The sequence below is a fragment of the Mesorhizobium sp. M0904 genome, assembly GCF_040319475.1.
Lineage (GTDB): Bacteria > Pseudomonadota > Alphaproteobacteria > Rhizobiales > Rhizobiaceae > Mesorhizobium.
On sequence record NZ_JAMYOC010000023.1, the window covers coordinates 74,943 to 90,670 of the forward strand.

At 64.9% G+C, this 15,728-nt stretch carries 13 protein-coding genes; 3 read left to right on the plus strand and 10 right to left on the minus strand.

Annotated elements, in window-relative coordinates:
• Nucleotides 1-66 precede the first annotated feature (66 nt).
• The 5 genes from NKH80_RS23135 to NKH80_RS23155 form a co-directional block, all read right to left on the minus strand.
• Nucleotides 67-1,005 carry an ABC transporter substrate-binding protein gene (locus tag NKH80_RS23135; protein WP_254817805.1) on the minus strand — a complete coding sequence of 313 codons (939 nt, stop codon included), beginning with the start codon at nt 1,003-1,005 and terminating at the stop codon, nt 67-69.
• Between the two features lie 86 nt (nt 1,006-1,091).
• Complete coding sequence (locus tag NKH80_RS23140; protein WP_502894194.1) at nt 1,092-2,069, minus strand: ABC transporter permease subunit; 978 nt, start codon at nt 2,067-2,069, stop codon at nt 1,092-1,094.
• 20 nt (nt 2,070-2,089) lie between these two features.
• A complete protein-coding gene (locus NKH80_RS23145) occupies nt 2,090-3,634 on the minus strand; it encodes a sugar ABC transporter ATP-binding protein (protein WP_352993662.1) in 1,545 nt (514 codons plus the stop codon).
• Nucleotides 3,631-5,010, minus strand: a complete 1,380-nt coding sequence (locus NKH80_RS23150) for an FGGY-family carbohydrate kinase (RefSeq protein ID WP_352993664.1) — start codon at nt 5,008-5,010, stop codon at nt 3,631-3,633. The genes NKH80_RS23145 and NKH80_RS23150 overlap by 4 nt, the downstream gene beginning before the upstream one ends.
• Entirely contained in the window at nt 5,007-5,789 is a 783-nt protein-coding gene (locus tag NKH80_RS23155) for a DeoR/GlpR family DNA-binding transcription regulator (RefSeq protein ID WP_352649392.1), read from the minus strand. The genes NKH80_RS23150 and NKH80_RS23155 overlap by 4 nt, the downstream gene beginning before the upstream one ends.
• A 227-nt stretch (nt 5,790-6,016) precedes the next feature.
• On the opposite strand from NKH80_RS23155, the gene NKH80_RS23160 reads away from it, so the two are divergent.
• From NKH80_RS23160 to NKH80_RS23170, 3 genes are read left to right on the plus strand one after another with little or no spacing between them, the layout of a single operon-like run.
• Nucleotides 6,017-7,060, plus strand: coding sequence for a class II aldolase/adducin family protein (locus NKH80_RS23160; protein WP_352993666.1), 1,044 nt, complete (start codon nt 6,017-6,019; stop codon nt 7,058-7,060).
• A gap of 1 nt (nt 7,061) precedes the next feature.
• A complete protein-coding gene (locus tag NKH80_RS23165; RefSeq protein ID WP_352993668.1) occupies nt 7,062-8,348 on the plus strand; it encodes an FGGY-family carbohydrate kinase in 1,287 nt (428 codons plus the stop codon).
• The gene (locus tag NKH80_RS23170; RefSeq protein ID WP_352901909.1) at nt 8,345-9,196 is read left to right on the plus strand and encodes a TIGR01459 family HAD-type hydrolase; all 852 of its coding nucleotides are present in this window, start codon (nt 8,345-8,347) and stop codon (nt 9,194-9,196) included. Before NKH80_RS23165 ends, NKH80_RS23170 begins: the two co-directional genes overlap by 4 nt.
• 20 nt (nt 9,197-9,216) lie before the next feature.
• On the opposite strand, the gene NKH80_RS23175 is transcribed toward NKH80_RS23170, so the two are convergent.
• The 5 genes from NKH80_RS23175 to NKH80_RS23195 form a co-directional block, all read right to left on the minus strand.
• Nucleotides 9,217-10,023 (minus strand): exodeoxyribonuclease III, encoded by an 807-nt coding sequence (locus NKH80_RS23175; protein WP_352779327.1) that lies wholly within the window; start codon nt 10,021-10,023, stop codon nt 9,217-9,219.
• Between the two features lie 134 nt (nt 10,024-10,157).
• Nucleotides 10,158-10,841 (minus strand): outer membrane lipoprotein carrier protein LolA, encoded by a 684-nt coding sequence (locus NKH80_RS23180; RefSeq protein WP_352993671.1) that lies wholly within the window; start codon nt 10,839-10,841, stop codon nt 10,158-10,160.
• A gap of 133 nt (nt 10,842-10,974) precedes the next feature.
• Nucleotides 10,975-13,629 carry an FtsK/SpoIIIE family DNA translocase gene (locus NKH80_RS23185; RefSeq protein WP_352993673.1) on the minus strand — a complete coding sequence of 885 codons (2,655 nt, stop codon included), beginning with the start codon at nt 13,627-13,629 and terminating at the stop codon, nt 10,975-10,977.
• Between the two features lie 341 nt (nt 13,630-13,970).
• Nucleotides 13,971-15,293: an ammonium transporter gene (locus tag NKH80_RS23190; protein WP_352896803.1), complete on the minus strand. Its 1,323-nt coding sequence runs from the start codon at nt 15,291-15,293 to the stop codon at nt 13,971-13,973.
• A 49-nt stretch (nt 15,294-15,342) separates the two neighbouring features.
• Entirely contained in the window at nt 15,343-15,681 is a 339-nt protein-coding gene (locus tag NKH80_RS23195) for a P-II family nitrogen regulator (RefSeq protein ID WP_254817816.1), read from the minus strand.
• Nucleotides 15,682-15,728 lie beyond the last annotated feature (47 nt).

Below are 15,728 nucleotides of genomic sequence, written 5' to 3' on the forward strand. Positions count from 1 at the left end.
TGGCAATCCATTGCTCCGATAAAAAAGGTGCGGCCGGTCATCCCAGCCGCACCAGGCTTGGGAGGCTTAGCGAGCTGCGGTCCAGCCCTTGTAATCCTTCAAATTGTCGGCCGTGATCAGCTTCGGGTCGAGCAGTACCGTCGGCTCAGCCGGCTTCTTGCCAGCAAGCAGGTCAGCCGCCATCGTCAGCGACTGACCGGCCATCACATAGGGATCCTGCGAGGCCGAGGCTTTGATCATCGACGTGCCGGAAGCGAGTTCCTTCTCGATATCGGGCGCGCCGTCGACCGCGGTGAAGATGAACTCCGAGCGGTTGAGCTGCTTGGCCGCAAGCTGGGCGCCGATCGCCGTCGGATCGTTGATGGCGAAGACCGCGTCGATCTTGTCGAAACGGGTCAGAAGCGACTGGAACACTTTCAGGCCGCCGTCACGCGAGCCTTCGGCGTTCTGGTCGTCGGAAAGGATCTTGATGTCGGGGTGTTTTGCCAGCACGTCCTTGCAGCCCTTGACCCGCTCCAGGATCGATGACGAGGCCGGGCCGTTGAGGATGACGTAGTCGCCCTTGCCGCCGGTATGATCGACCAGATACTGGCACGCCTCTTCGCCGGCCTTGACGTTGTTGGTCATCACGGTGACGTCGGCGCCCGGCGCCGAAACGTCGAAGGCGGCAACGACGATGCCGGCCGCCTGTGCCTTCTTGACCGCCGGCGCGATCGCCTTGGCATCGACGGCGTTGAGCATGATGACGTCGACGCCGGCGGCGATGAAGGAATCGACCTGCGAAACCTGCTTGTTGAGGTCGTAGTCGGCCGATACCGAGGTCACCTGCACATTCGGATTGATCTTTTTGGCCGCGTCCTCGATGCCCTTGATGGTGGCGACGAAGAACGGATTGCCGAGCAGGCCGACCGAGATGCCGACCTTGTTCAGGTCCTTGGCCGATGCCGGCGCGATGACGGCGGCCGCAAAGGCTACGCCGCAGAGCAGTTTAGCGATGGTCTTCATTGTTTTATTTTCCTCCTGATGCCCCGCGCCTCTCACGGTGCGTTACACATGAAACCGGCTCGTTGGATGCCGGCGACTAAGGGCCATCACGTTCTTGCTCCTGCCTGGAGCCGGTAACGGTCGAGGGCGACCGCCACGATGATGACCAATCCCTTGATGATGTACTGCCAGATGTCCGAAACACCGGCGAGGATGAGCCCGTTGGACAGCACGGCGATGATCAGGCCGCCAATCAGCGTGCCCCAGATCGAGCCGACGCCGCCGACGAAACTGGTGCCGCCGAGGATGACCGCGGCAATGGCGTCGAGTTCGTAGGACTGGCCGAGCTGCAGCCCGTTGGCGGCATAGAGCCGGGCCGCCGACATAGCGCCGCCAAGCCCGGCCAGAAGGCCGGAAACGCCATAGACGAAGAGCAGCACCAGCGGCACTTTGATGCCGGTCAGCCTAGCGGCCTCGGCGTTACCGCCGACGGCGTAGATCCAGGTGCCGAGCACGGTGCGCTTGAGCACCAGCCAGGACAGCACCACGACCGCCAGCGCGATGATTACCAGCCACGGAATGCCGAACAGCGAACCGTTGCCGATGAAGTCGAACGGCAGGTCCGCGTTGAACACCGTAGTGTCCTGGCCAAGCAGGCGGGCGACGCCGCGCACGGCGGTCAGCGAACCCAGCGTGACGATGAAGGGCGGCAGCTTGATATAGGCGATCAGCAGCCCGTTGATGACGCCGAAGCCGAGCCCGACGAGAATGGCCGCCGGCACGCCCAGCAGTCCCCAATCGGGCACCAGCGACACCATCACCGCCACCATCGCCGAGGCGGCAAGGATCGAGCCGACGGACAGGTCGATGCCGCCGGTCAGGATGACGAAGGTCATGCCGGCCGCCAGCACGATGTTGATCGACGATTGCTGCATGACGATCAGCAGATTGGTCTGGGTGAAAAAGCGCGGGTTGATGAACTGAAAGCCGACCGCCAGCAGAATCAGGATCGGCAGCATGCCGAGTGCGGCGATGGCGGTGCGCCACCTCGTACTTCTGCCGATCGCCCGGTCGTCCGCTTTCATCGTGTCGGCCACCTTGTCGGTCATCGCTGAGCCGCTCCCGTTGCAAGTTCCATGATCGCTTCCTGCCGCAGCGGCTCGCCCTCCGACGCCGTCACCGTGCCAGCAATGGTGCCGTCGCGCATCACCAGCACGCGGTCGGCGATGCCGATCACCTCCGGCAGTTCGCTGGAGATCATCAGGATGGCGATGCCTTTCTTGGCCAGGTTGTCGATCAGCCGGTAGATTTCCGACTTCGCCCCGACATCGACGCCGCGGGTCGGCTCGTCGAGGATGACGACCTGCGGCTCGGTTTCCAGCAGGCGGGCGAGCAGCACCTTCTGCTGGTTACCGCCCGACAGCGAACCCGCATTGGCCTGCACCGAGCTGGTGCGGATGGAGAGGTCTGACACCGCCTTGGCGGCGCGCTTTTCGGCAGCCGCGAAGTCGCGCAGACCGCCGGCCTTCGCGTCCTTTGCCAGCACGCCCATGCTGATGTTGTCGGAGATCGACATGTCGAGAAACAGGCCAAGTTGCTTGCGGTCCTCGGTCAGGTAGGCGATGCCGGCATCGAGCGCCTCGCTCGGCGAACCGATGGATATCGGTTTGCCGCCGAGCTCCAGCGTGCCCGATATGTGCCTGTCGGCGCCGAAGATCAGCCGTGCCAGTTCGGTCCGGCCCGAGCCGACTAGGCCGGCCAATGCCAGCACCTCGCCTTTGTGGAGGTCGAAGGAACAATTCTTTATGAGATTGCCGTCCGACATGCCGCGCACCGACAGCGCGACGGCGCGCTTGCTGTCCGGCGGGCGGTGATCCTTCTTGTAGAAGGTCGACAGATCGCGCCCGACCATCATCGATACCAAGCGCGAGGCGTTCAGGTCGGCGCGGTCGAGCGTGCCGACATAGCCGCTGTCGCGCAGCACGCTGACGCGGTCGGCGAGCTGGTAGACCTCTTCCATGCGGTGGCTGATGTAGATGATGGCGATGCCTTGCGACTTCAGCGTCGCGATCACCTCGAACAGCCGGTCGGTCTCACGCGAGGTCAGCGACGTGGTTGGCTCGTCCATGACGATGATGCGCGCATTGGTCGACAGCGCCCGGGCGATTTCCACCAGCTGGCGCTCGCCGAGCGACAGGCTGGTGACCGGGGTGCGCGCCGAAAAGGCCACGCCGAGCCGCGCGATGATCTCGCTGGCGCGCCGGTTGCACTGCTCGCGGTCGACGATGCCGAACCGTCTTGGCTCGTTGCCGAGGAAGATGTTCTGCGCCACCGACAGATTGGGCGCCAGCGACAGCTCCTGATAGATGACCGCAATGCCGGCGGCGCGCGCCTTGATCGGGTCGCCGGTGGCGGCCGGTACGCCGTCGATCAGGATTTCGCCGCCGGGGTCCGGCCGGTAGGCGCCGGACAGCACCTTCATCAGCGTCGACTTGCCGGCACCGTTCTCGCCCATCAACGCGTGCAGCTCGCCGGCGTGAACGGTCAGCGACACATCATGCAAGGCGCGGATCGCCCCGAACGTCTTCGAGATGTGGCGCATCTCCAGCACCGGCTGGCGCATCGTCTCGATCCGGGCGGCGGCGCTCATCGTGCACCTCCCGAGGCTGCCCTGGCCACGCCCCGGTCGGCGGCAAGGCCGCGCCAGTCGTTGCGGTAGCCGGCAAGGCCGGTGAAGCTTGCCGCATGCACCGCCTCCGGCGCCTCGGTGGCAAACTCGCGTCCGACGCTTTCAAAGGCAAGTGCGGCGGCGCCGGTGGCGCTGCCCTCCAGCGTTGCGCCCTGCAGGAAGGCCTGCCCGGGCCGCAATTGCGCCAGCAGCGCGGCAAGCAGCCCGCCATTGTTCAGGCCGCCATCGACGATCACCGTATTGTCCGAATGGATCAGCTCGAGGCACAGATCGAGCATCAGCGCGACATAGAGCAGCGCCACGGCCGCGCGTTCCTCGGCATTGGGCGTACGCCCGACCAGTTCGCCGCGGCGGTGCGGCATCGGGCCGCCGGGCGCGAAGCTCGGCAGCGCCATGATGCCGGCGTCGATCACCCGTTGTACCGATGACGGCGCGATTGCGCCCTGCCAGCCGGCGCTGATCGTGGCGAATTCGCGGCCGCCCATGAAGCGGATGGTCGGCACCGGGCCGCCGTCGACATCGACATTGACCAGCATGTCGCGCTCGCCATCGAGTGCATCGAGCGGACAGTCCGGATTGAGCACGACCACCCAGGTGCCGGTCGAGACCACGGTCACCGGCCCGAGCTGCTGTCGGCGGTAGGCATGGAGCGCAGCATTGCTGTCATGGATGCCGTTGTGGACGGCGACCGGCTTGGCGGCCCGGCTGAAGCGCTGCTCGCCGATCACCGCGCCGGCACGCTCGAAGGCGGGCATCTGGCCGCGCCAGCCCTCGGCATCGACCAGCGAGCTGAAATCGCGTTTGCGCGGCGCCCATAGATGCGAATGGCAGCCGAGATAGGAGACCTCCGACACCGGCCGGCCGCCAAATCGCCAGCTCCAATATTGGGGGTAGCCGAGGATCGACGTCGCTGTGGCGAAGGCGCCGGGCTCCACCTCCTTCAGCCACAACATGTGGCGGCCGTAGTTGAAGCCAAGCGGCAGGCGCGGCGAAAAGGTCTCGGCAAAATCTGGAATGCGGCGGTCGATCTGCGCGGCGATTTCAGCTGGCGGTTCCTGCTCGTAATCGAGGATCGGATGCGTCAGCTCGGCTTCGTCGATCAACGCGAAGGTGCAGCCATGGCCGGATACCATCAGCCCTTCCACGCCATGCGTATCGACGGCATCATCGATGGCGCGAGCCGCCCAATCGTGCAGCGTTGCCTCGTCGAGCACGCTGAAGCCGCCTTTGCGGATCCAGCTCGGCTGGGTGCGGCGCTCGTCGAGGATCTGTCCGTCCTGGCCGAAGACGAACAGCTTCGAATTGGTCTTGCCGAAATCGAGGACCGCGATGTTCACTGGGCGCCTCCCGAGGAAGCGGCGATCCTCACCGTGACGCCGGCATCTTCGAGCATGCGGGCATCTGTCTCGGACAGTCCGTCATCGGTGACCAGTGTGCCGATCCGCGACAGCGGCAGCGCCACATTGCGCGCATGGATTGACAGTTTTCGGCTGTCGGCCAGCACGACGATCTGGTCGGCGCAGAGGCTGAGCTCGACGATCGAGCGGACCAGCAGCGGGTGCGATTCCAGAAGGCCTTCCTGGCCGATGCCTTGCGCGCCGAGAAAAAACTTCGAGGCGTAGAACGGCACCGTCTGCGTCAGCGAATGGATGATGCCCGGCTCGCGGTAAAGGTCGCCGCCGGCAACGGTCAGACTGCAATGGCCGTGATCGCTGAGATAGGCCGCGAGCGGCATCGAGTTGGTGTAAAGCCGGATATTGCGGTCGGCGAGCTTGACGCCGAGATGGAAGCAGGTCGAACCGCCATGCACGATGACCGCGTCGCCGTCGCGCACCATGGTGGCGGCGAGAGCGGCGATCTGCCGCTTGGCCTCGACGGCGAGGTCGCGGTTCTCGTCATAGGGCCTGGCATAGGCGACGCCGGCTTGCGAAGCGCCATCGAGCGCCGAGATGCCGCCATAAACCTTGCGCGCTTCGCCGGCCTCATCGATCTTGTCGATGTCGCGCCGCACCGTCGCCGCCGACACGCCAAGCCGCTCCTGCAGCTCGCGCACCGATGCGAAAGGCCGGTCCCGCAAAAGCTCGACGATCTGACGCTGGCGGCCGGAGTCGCTCAACCCTTACCTCCCAATGCGCTTGCCTCCCAAGCCACTGCACGGCATTGCCATTTTGCACGGCAATTGGTGCAACTTACTCAACGGCCCTCGGATTGCAAGTCTGATTTGACGCGATAACATCACTGTTGACGTAACTTACTCGCATCTGCGATACCAGCGTCGGTCTTCGTCCCGGCGACAGGACGTCCAAAGCCGTGGCCACGCGGCCGGTTTGTGGAGGAATTTCGATGACGATCAGTGCGGATGCGCAGGAATTGGCAGCGCTGCGGTCGCTTTCCGCCGAGATCGGCAGCGACCCGCATCTGACCCAGGCCGCCGGCGGCAACACCTCGCTGAAAGCCGGTGACACGCTCTGGATCAAGGCCTCCGGCACCTGGCTGAAGGACGCGCTCACCGCGGACATCATGGTGCCGGTCAGCATCCCGCCATTGCTCGACGCCATCGAACGACGCGACCCGACCGCCGAACAGCCACAGGCCTTCACTGTCGGCGCCCTCAATCCGCGCGGCTTGCGCCCCTCGATCGAGACCACCGTGCATGCGCTGATGCCGCAGCGCATCGTTCTGCATGTCCACTGCGTCGAGACCATTTCGCTGGCCGTGCAGACCGACTGCGAGGCCGAGGCCGCCAAGCGGCTCGACGGCCACCAATGGGCGTATGTTCCCTATCGCCGGCCGGGACTGCCGCTCGCCCAGGGCATCGCCGAGCGCCTCCGGCCAGGCGTGGATATCCTGATCCTCGGCAATCACGGCCTGGTCGTTGCTGCCGACACCGTCGCTGAGGCAGGCATGCTGCTGCGCCGCGTAACCCGGCTGTTGGCACGGCCGCCGCGCCAGGTGGCTGAGCCGGACACCGCCGCATTGATGGCGCGCGCCGGCGACAGCGACTACAGATTGCCGGCGGATGTCGAGGCGCACGCGGTGGCGATCGACCCCGAAAGCTGCCGCATGGCTTCGGGCGGCAGCCTCTACCCCGACCACGTCATCTTTCTCGGCAAGGGCTCGGTCGTGGCGAGGCCGGGCGAGGATGTGAAGCGCGTCATCGAGCGCTGCGGCGCCGCACCCGTGGCGATCCTGTTTCCCGGCCTCGGCGTGCTGATGCGCGGCGACGCCGGCGCCGGTGCCGACGCCATGCAGCGCTGCCTCGCCGACGTGACAGCGCGGGTCGATGTCGCGGCGAAGCTGAATTATCTGACAGCGGCAGAGAATGACGAACTGATCAACTGGGACGCCGAAAAATATCGCCAGAAACTCAATGCCGGAGGCAGCTGACATGCCGCGTTCGTCTGGCCCGCTTGCCATCGGCATCGACATCGGTACATCCGGCGCGCGCGCCGTCGCCATGCGCCCGGACTTTTCCATTGCCGCGCATTCCGCTATTGCCCTCGAGCGATTTGGGCCGAACGGCCGCGACCCCGCCATCTGGTGGGAGGCCGTCGGCGCGACGCTGGCGGAACTGCTCAAATGTATCGATCGCGCGGCAGTGCGCTCGATCGCCGTCGACGGAACGTCGGGCACGCTGCTGCCGGTCGACGGCGCCGGGCGGCCGCTGGCCGAACCGCTGATGTACAACGACAAGGTCGCTGACGACACTATTCTGAGTGAAATAGCCGGCGCGGCACCGGCAACGAGCGCTGCCCTTGGGGCGACCTCCGGTCTCGCCAAGGCGCTGTCTTTCCAGCACCTGCCCGGCGTCGCCGCTGTGCTGCACCAGGCCGACTGGATCGCCGGACAGTTCTCCGGCCGCTTCGATGGCAGCGACGAAAACAACGCATTGAAAACCGGCTACGATGTCGAAACCCGCCGCTGGCCGGACTGGATCGCGGCCACCGGAATGCGCATGGAATTTCTGCCTGGCGTCGTGCGGCCGGGCGATGTCACGGGTACGCTCACCGCCAGCGCCGCGAAAATGTTCGGCCTGTCGCGTGACGTGGTCGTGGTCGCCGGCACCACCGATGGCTGTGCGTCGTTCCTGGCAACCGGCGCGACGGCGGCGGGCGACGGCGTCACTGCGCTCGGCTCATCGCTGACCATCAAGATTCTCTCCGACCGGCCGATCTCGGCGCCGCAATTCGGCATCTACAGCCATCGGCTGGGTGACACCTACCTGGCGGGCGGCGCCTCGAACTCCGGCGGCAAGGTTCTGGCCCAGCATTTCCCCGTCGCCCGCATTGTCGAACTCAGCAAAAAAATCGACCCGGCGACCGAGATCGGTCTCGACTATTACCCGCTGCCGGCGCCGGGCGAACGCTTCCCCATAGCCGATCCGGCCTTGCCGCCGCGCCTCGAGCCGCGGCCCGCCGACGACGCCGATTATCTGAAAGCGATGCTCGAGGGTATTGCGGCGATCGAAGCGCTCGGCTATCGCCGGCTTGCCGAACTCGGCGCACCCCGGCTGACATCGGTCAGGAGCGTCGGCGGCGGAGCGGCCAATCCGGCCTGGACGGCAATCCGGCAGCGCAAGCTTGGCGTCGCTCTCGTGCCGGCTCTTTCGGAGGAGGCCGCCGCCGGGACGGCGCGGCTGGCGCTGATGGGCGCTAGCGCAGCGGGGCTTTTATGACGGCCAAGGCAATTCAGCACCTCGACGGCATCGCCGCGCTGGCCGAGCGCTATCAGGTATTCCTGCTCGACCAATTTGGTGTGCTGCACGACGGCACCAGCGCCTATCCAGGCGCTGTCGAGGCCTTGTCGGCACTCAAGCGTGCCGGCAAGACCATCGTGCTGATCTCGAATTCCGGCAAGCGGGCGCAACCCAATGAGCGCCGCCTGCTGAAGCTCGGCTTCGAACCGGGAAGCTGGGATCACTTTGTCTCATCCGGCGAGGTGGCGTGGCGCTCCTTCCATCAAATGGCGGCATCCGGAGCCCTGCGCCCGCAGACAAAATGCCTGCTGATCCGCCGCGACAATGACCGTTCGGCTGTCGACGGCCTGCCGTTCGTCCTGGCCAAGGACGGCGACGATGCAGAACTGGTGCTGATTTCCGCCAGCGAGGGCGATCGCTACGACCTCGACCATTATCGCCGGCTTCTTGGTCCGGCGGCGGCGCGCCGGGTGCCATGCTTCTGCACCAATCCCGACAAGATCATGCTGACTGCCGTCGGCCCTCGCTTCGGCGCCGGCCGGCTCGCCGATCTCTATGAGAGCCTCGGCGGCAGCGTGGCGCGCATCGGCAAGCCCAATCCGCAGATATTCGAGGCAGCGCTGGCACTGGCGGGTCACCCGGAGCGCGACAGCGTGGTCTGCGTCGGCGACAGCGTCGAGCACGACATCGCCGGCGGCAACGGCGTCGGCGTCGCGACGACGCTGGTCCTGTCGGGCATATTGGCGGGGGCTCCAGACCTGGACGACGTTTTCGCCGCGCTCAACGCCCGTCCCGACTACATCGCGGATAGCTTCAGGTTTCGTTGAGTTGTTAAGGCGAGACAGAGCTAATCGAGGTTGAAACGCCCGATAACCGGCACGTGGTCCGAGGGCCGTTCCCAGCCGCGTGCCGGCCGCAGGATTTCATAGCCGGCAAAATGCGGCACCAGGTTTGGCGACGACCAGATATGGTCGAGGCGGCGGCCACGATTTGAGGCCTGCCAATCCTGGGCGCGATAGCTCCACCAGGTGTAGAGTTTCTCCTCGTAAGGCACATTGAGCCGCATCAGGTCGACCCAGTCGCCGGAGAGCCGCATCGCCTCGAAATTTTCCGTCTCGACCGGCGTATGGCTGACGACGTTGAGGAGCTGCTTGTGCGACCAGACATCGTGCTCGAGCGGCGCGATGTTGAGGTCGCCGACCAGGATCGAGCCGGAGTGCTCGTCATGCTCGGCCCGCACGGCGTTCATCTCGGCAACGAAATCGAGCTTGTGCTTGAACTTTCGGTTAACGGCCGGGTCGGGCTCATCGCCGCCGGCCGGAACGTAGAAATTGTGCAGCAGGATCGTTTTGCCGCCGGCCTTGACGGTGACCGACAGATGCCGGCTGTCGTCGATCTCGCAGAAGCGGCGCTTTTCGACCACCTCGATCGGACGGCGCGCTATGGTCGCAACGCCGTGATAGCCCTTCTGGCCATGGAAGGCGATGTGCTCGTAGCCGAGCTTGCGGAACGCCTTCTCCGGAAACAATTCGTCCGGAACCTTGGTTTCCTGCAGGCAGAGCACGTCCGGCGCCTGCTCCACCAGCAGGCGCTCGACGATCGGCATGCGCAGTCGAACGGAGTTGATGTTCCAGGTAGCGACGGAAAACGGCATGTGGGGTTCCGGACAACGCAAGATCCGCCGGATGGCTCCGACGGAAGTCAATCGCGGAAACTACTGCCAGCCGCGCACCGCAAAAACAAGCCGCCCGCACCAACGCGGAAAAGCCATCCCGCAGCAGCAGAAAGTTACCGCGTCTTGGTGTTCAGCTCGCGGTTCGCCGTATAATCGATGGCGAAGGTGTCGGGGGCGAAGCTGACGCCCTCCTTGGTGTTGAAGATCATCACCGTTGTGTCCTTGCCTTGCGCATCGGTGATGGTCCATTGCCGCAATTCATAGGATTTCGGATCGAACATCATGGTGATCTTCGAATTGCCGAACACTGATTTGTCGGCAAGCTGGATGGTGGTGAGATCGTTTTCTTCCTTGACGCTTCTGACGCGTCCGCCCGAGAGATCGATCTTGTCGTCGAGCAGCAGCTTCAGCGGCGTCTTCGACAGCGGATAGAGGTCGGAGGTCCGCAGTTTCTTGTTGAGGATGACCACCGACTTGCCGTCGGAAATCACCCTGAAGTTCGAGGCGCCGTCATAATTGAAGCGGATCTTGCCCGGCCGTTCCAGAAAGAACTTGCCGCCGGTCTGCTCGCCCTTGGGCCCGAACTGCACGAACTCGCCGCTCATCGATTTGACCGAGGAGAAATGATCGGCGATCTTCTGCGCCGTCGCCGGAACCGCTGCTTGCGCCGACGCCAGCAGCTGGAAGCCGGGCACGACATTGGTGGCCGCCGCACCGGCCAGGACCAGACCGAGGCCGAGCACCTGCCGGCGGGTTGGGGCGAAATCCCTTTTTGGGGCGAGAGTTGCGTTTTTCATGCCGGTCACCATCATCTGATTGCTTGCTCGTTATATTGGTCTGGCCCCCCAGTTGGGCTTAAGTTTGGCGGGCCGCACGGCGCTCATCGTTGCAACGCGCCAAAAGGTTCAAAGTTGCCGGCGCGGATGCGCTCTAGAACTTGTCGTCCTCCGTCGGCACCAGGATTTCGCGTTTTCCGGCATGGTTGGCCGGGCCGACAATGCCTTCCTTCTCCATCCTCTCAATGATCGAGGCGGCGCGGTTGTAGCCGATGCCGAGCCGGCGCTGGATGTAGCTGGTCGAGGCCTTGCCGTCGCGCAGCACCACCGCAACCGCCTGGTCGTAGGGATCGTCGGAATCCTCGAAATTACCGCCGTCGCCGCCGCCACTGCCTTTGCCCGTCGGCTCGTCGTCATCCTTGTCGTCGTCCTCGGTGATGGCGTCGAGATATTCCGGCACGCCCTGCAGCTTCAGATGCGCGACGATCTTCTCCACCTCGTCGTCGGAGACGAAGGGACCGTGCACGCGCTGGATGCGGCCGCCGCCGGCCATGTAGAGCATATCGCCCATGCCGAGCAGCTGTTCGGCGCCCTGCTCGCCCAGGATGGTGCGGCTGTCGATCTTCGATGTCACCTGGAACGAGATACGGGTCGGGAAATTCGCCTTGATGGTGCCGGTGATGACGTCGACCGACGGCCGCTGCGTTGCCATAATGACATGGATGCCGGCGGCGCGCGCCATCTGCGCCAGGCGCTGCACCGCGCCTTCGATGTCCTTGCCGGCGACCATCATCAAATCGGCCATCTCGTCGATGATGACGACGATGTAGGGCATCGGCTCGAGGTCGAGATTCTCCGTCTCGTAGATCGCTTCGCCGGTCTGGCGGTCGAAGCCGGTCTGCACGGTGCGGGAGATCCTTTCGCCCTTTTTCTCGGCCTGCTGCACGCGCGCGTTGAAGCCGTCGATGTTGCGAACGCCGACCTTCGACATCTTGCGGTAGCGGTCCTCCATCTCGCGCACGGTCCATTTCAGCGCCACCACCGCCTTCTTCGGATCGGTGACCACCGGCGTCAGAAGGTGCGGGATGCCGTCATAGACCGAGAGTTCCAGCATCTTTGGATCGATCATGATCAGCCGGCAGTCCTGCGGCGTCAGCCGATAGAGCAGCGACAGGATCATGGTGTTGATGGCGACGGACTTGCCCGAGCCGGTGGTACCGGCAACCAGCACGTGCGGCATTTTGGCGATGTCGACGATCACCGCCTCGCCATTGATGGTCTTGCCCAGCGCCAGCGCCAGCTTGGCCTTGGTGGTCTCGAAATCGCGGCTGGCCATGATCTCGCGCAAATAGACGGTCTCGCGCCTGGCGTTCGGCAATTCGATGCCGATGGCGTTGCGGCCGGGCACCACGGCGACACGGCAGGCGATGGCGCTCATCGAGCGGGCAATGTCGTCGGACAGGCCGATGACCCGCGACGATTTGATGCCGGGCGCCGGTTCCAACTCGTAGAGCGTGACGACCGGACCCGGACGCACATGGATGATTTCGCCTTTGACGCCGAAATCCTCCAGCACGCCCTCGAGCAGGCGGGCGTTCTGCTCCAGCGCGTCCTTGGACAGGCTTGCGTCGCGCACCACGTTCTTCGGTTCCGACAGGAAATGCAGCGACGGCATCTCGAATTTCTCCGAGCCGATTAGCGACGTCTGCGCCTCGCGCTGGACGCGGGCGCCTGGTGCCGGCCGCGGCGCCGGCGCCTCGACGCGCGTCGCCGCGTCGGAGCGGAAGTTCTGCACCTTTGCCGTCGGCGCGGCGCGGCGCTGGCCGGCCGGCTCGGGCGCGAAATCCATGTCGTCATTGTCGTCGTTATCGAAGACGTCGGCATCGTCGGGGTCGATCGAGGCACTGCGGTCGTTGACCATGGCGGCGAAGAATTCCGGCTCGACGCGGGCGCGCCCGCCCGGGCTCATCCGCGCCTCGGCGAACTCGGCCGATTCGACCCGTTCGGCCGCCCGCCGCCAGGCGCTGGGGCGCGGTTCCATCTCCGGTTCGAAATCGTCGCGCTCGCGCCGACGCGCGGCCCGGCGGCGCAGATAGGCCCGCAGCGACAGCCACCAGTGGGTGATGGCGCCAAGCGCCAATATGCCTTCGTCGCCCTCGTCCTCGTCATTGTCGAAAAGCAGGTCGTCCTGCGGATCGGGCACGGCAGGCTGTTCGGGGACGGCAAAGCCGTTCTTGCGCGAAATCAGCGCCGAGCCATACAAGAATACCCACAGCGCCGGGGCTGCCAGGAGCACGGCGAGCACGCTGGCGACGAGGCCGGTCGGATAGCTGCCGATGATGAGGCCTGGGATATTGAGCACCATATCGCCGAATACGCCGCCGAGGCCGGTCGGCAGCGGCCAGGTCTTGGGCGGCACCACGCAGCCGGCGATTGCCGCGCCAAGCAGCGAAAACCCGAACCAGGCGAGCGCCCGTTTCGGCAGCCTGTCGACGCCGCGCGCGGTAAACAGCAGAAACCCCCAGATCACCGCCGGCACCAACGCCGCAACCGCCGCAAGTCCGAAGAACTGCATGGCGATGTCGGAAAAGACGGCGCCCGCATAACCCATTGCATTGGTGACGGTATTATCAGTGGCATGCGAAAAGCTCGGATCGGCGACGTTCCAGGTGGCAAGGGCGGCGACGCCGAAGCCAACCAGAGCAAACAGCCCGGCACCGACCAGCCGCCCGACCTGGCGCCTCGCGAACGCCCGGATGCCGTGCCCGGTATCGGCCAGCGCAAGCGGTGCTGAAGCCCCTGAACGCATGCTCTTCCTCGTCTGTCGTTGCCCGGCCGGGGCGCGGACGCGCAACACGGCAGATTCGGCTGTCAGACTAGCGGCGGGAAGGTTAAGGGCGCATTAACCATGGGCATTCTGCGTCACCGGAACGGGCCACCGCCACCACAGTTCGGAGCCGCTGCGGCCGATGTTTCACGCCGCCGGCGGATCGAGCACCTTGATCAAGCGACCGCGATCGAGCCATCACGGCCATCCGCGCGCAAAAAAGAGGCCCGGAAGGTTTCCGGGCCTCAAGGCGTGAGTCCTTTCGGGAGCGTCACGACGGGATCTTCCCGGCACCGGCAAAACGCCGATGCCGGCCAATGCCTTTACGGCACCACTTCGCCGTGCTGGCTGATGTCGAGGCCTTCGACCTCTTCCTGGGTGGAAGGACGCAGGCCGACCAGCGCCTTGACGATGTAGAGGATCACGAAGCTCGCGATCGCCGTCCACAGGATGGTGAAGACGATACCGTAGAGCTGCTTGCCGACAGAGGCGCCCGAGCCGAGGCTGTTGATCGCCGGATCCGCGAGCACGCCGGTCAGCAATGCACCGATGATGCCGCCGATGCCGTGCACACCGAATGCATCGAGCGAGTCGTCATAGCCGAACGCGTGCTTGAGCTTGACGGCCGAGACGTAGCACAGCACGCCGGCGACGATGCCGACGATGAAGGCGCCGGTCGGATTGACGAAGCCGGAAGCCGGCGTCACCGCGACCAGGCCAGCGACGGCGCCCGAGATGATGCCGAGAACGCTCGGCTTCTTGGCGACGATCCATTCGGCGAACATCCAGGCGAGCGCCGCAGCGGCAGCGGCAACCTGGGTGTTCAGCATCGCGGCACCCGCAAGGCCGTCGGCGGCCAGTTCCGAACCGGCGTTGAAGCCGAACCAGCCGACCCACAGCAGCGAAGCACCGATTACGGAGTAGACGAGGTTGTGCGGCGCCATGTTGGCGGTGCCGTAGCCTTCACGCTTGCCGAGAACCAGCGCGCAGACCAGGCCGGCAACACCGGCATTGATGTGAACGACCGTGCCGCCGGCGAAATCGAGAACGCCGGCTGTGCCGAGGAAGCCGCCGCCCCACACCCAGTGCGCGATCGGGGCATAGACCACCAGCAGCCACGCCCCCATGAAGATGAGCAGCGCCGAGAACTTCATGCGTTCGGCGAAGGCGCCGGCAATCAGCGCCGGCGTGATGATGGCGAAGGTCATCTGGAACATCGAGAAGACGAACTCAGGGATGTTCGCCACGCCCGGCAGCCACAGCGACGAGGTGGTGATGCCGTTGTGGAAGAACTTCGAGAAGCCGCCGAGATAGGCATTCATGCCGCCGCCATCCGAGAAAGCCAGCGAATAGCCGAACATGAACCACAGCACCGTCACCAGGCAGGTGATGGCAAAGCTCTGCATAATCGTGGCGAGCACGTTCTTCTTGCGCACCATGCCGCCATAAAACAGCGCCAGGCCCGGTATGGTCATCATCAGCACCAGCGCCGTCGAGGTCAGCATCCAGGCTGTGTTGCCGGTGTCGAGCGCGGGCGCTGGGGCAGCCGGTGCTGCCGGTGCCGCTTCCTGCGCGAACGCAGCAACCGTGCCCAGTGCAGCGAGAGCGAGCGAGCCCAAAACGGCCGCGCGTCCCGTTATCTTCAAGGTGGAAGGAATATTCATTGAACTCTCCATTGGAATACGTATCGGCGGCTCAAAGCGCGTCGGTGTCTGTTTCGCCGGTGCGAATGCGCACCGCCTGGTCGATGCCGAAAACGAAGATCTTGCCGTCGCCGATCTGGCCGGTCTTGGCCGCCGCGGTGATGGCTTCGACCGCCCTGTCGACCATGTCGACGGCGACCGCGACTTCGATCTTGATCTTCGGCAGGAAGCTGACCGCGTATTCCGCCCCGCGATAGATTTCCGTGTGCCCCTTCTGGCGTCCGTAGCCTTTTACTTCGGTGACGGTCAGGCCCTGGATGCCGACTGCGGTGAGCGCCTCGCGCACCTCGTCGAGCTTGAACGGCTTTATGATTGCCATCACGATCTTCATAAGGTTTCACCCTTTGCTGTTGCGGGTCCCCGCGTTTGCACGACTTC

What these genes read in the sequence shown, in the direction of transcription:
- NKH80_RS23170 (WP_352901909.1), top strand. Translation starts at nt 8,345, where the DNA reads ATGACGGCCAAGGCAATTCAGCACCTCGACGGCATCGCCGCGCTGGCC.
- NKH80_RS23135 (WP_254817805.1), bottom strand. Translation starts at nt 1,005, where the DNA reads ATGAAGACCATCGCTAAACTGCTCTGCGGCGTAGCCTTTGCGGCCGCC.
- NKH80_RS23175 (WP_352779327.1), bottom strand. Translation starts at nt 10,023, where the DNA reads ATGCCGTTTTCCGTCGCTACCTGGAACATCAACTCCGTTCGACTGCGC.
- NKH80_RS23165 (WP_352993668.1), top strand. Translation starts at nt 7,062, where the DNA reads ATGCCGCGTTCGTCTGGCCCGCTTGCCATCGGCATCGACATCGGTACA.
- NKH80_RS23140 (WP_502894194.1), bottom strand. Translation starts at nt 2,069, where the DNA reads ATGAAAGCGGACGACCGGGCGATCGGCAGAAGTACGAGGTGGCGCACC.
- NKH80_RS23195 (WP_254817816.1), bottom strand. Translation starts at nt 15,681, where the DNA reads ATGAAGATCGTGATGGCAATCATAAAGCCGTTCAAGCTCGACGAGGTG.
- NKH80_RS23145 (WP_352993662.1), bottom strand. Translation starts at nt 3,634, where the DNA reads ATGAGCGCCGCCGCCCGGATCGAGACGATGCGCCAGCCGGTGCTGGAG.
- NKH80_RS23185 (WP_352993673.1), bottom strand. Translation starts at nt 13,629, where the DNA reads ATGCGTTCAGGGGCTTCAGCACCGCTTGCGCTGGCCGATACCGGGCAC.
- NKH80_RS23160 (WP_352993666.1), top strand. Translation starts at nt 6,017, where the DNA reads ATGACGATCAGTGCGGATGCGCAGGAATTGGCAGCGCTGCGGTCGCTT.
- NKH80_RS23180 (WP_352993671.1), bottom strand. Translation starts at nt 10,841, where the DNA reads ATGAAAAACGCAACTCTCGCCCCAAAAAGGGATTTCGCCCCAACCCGC.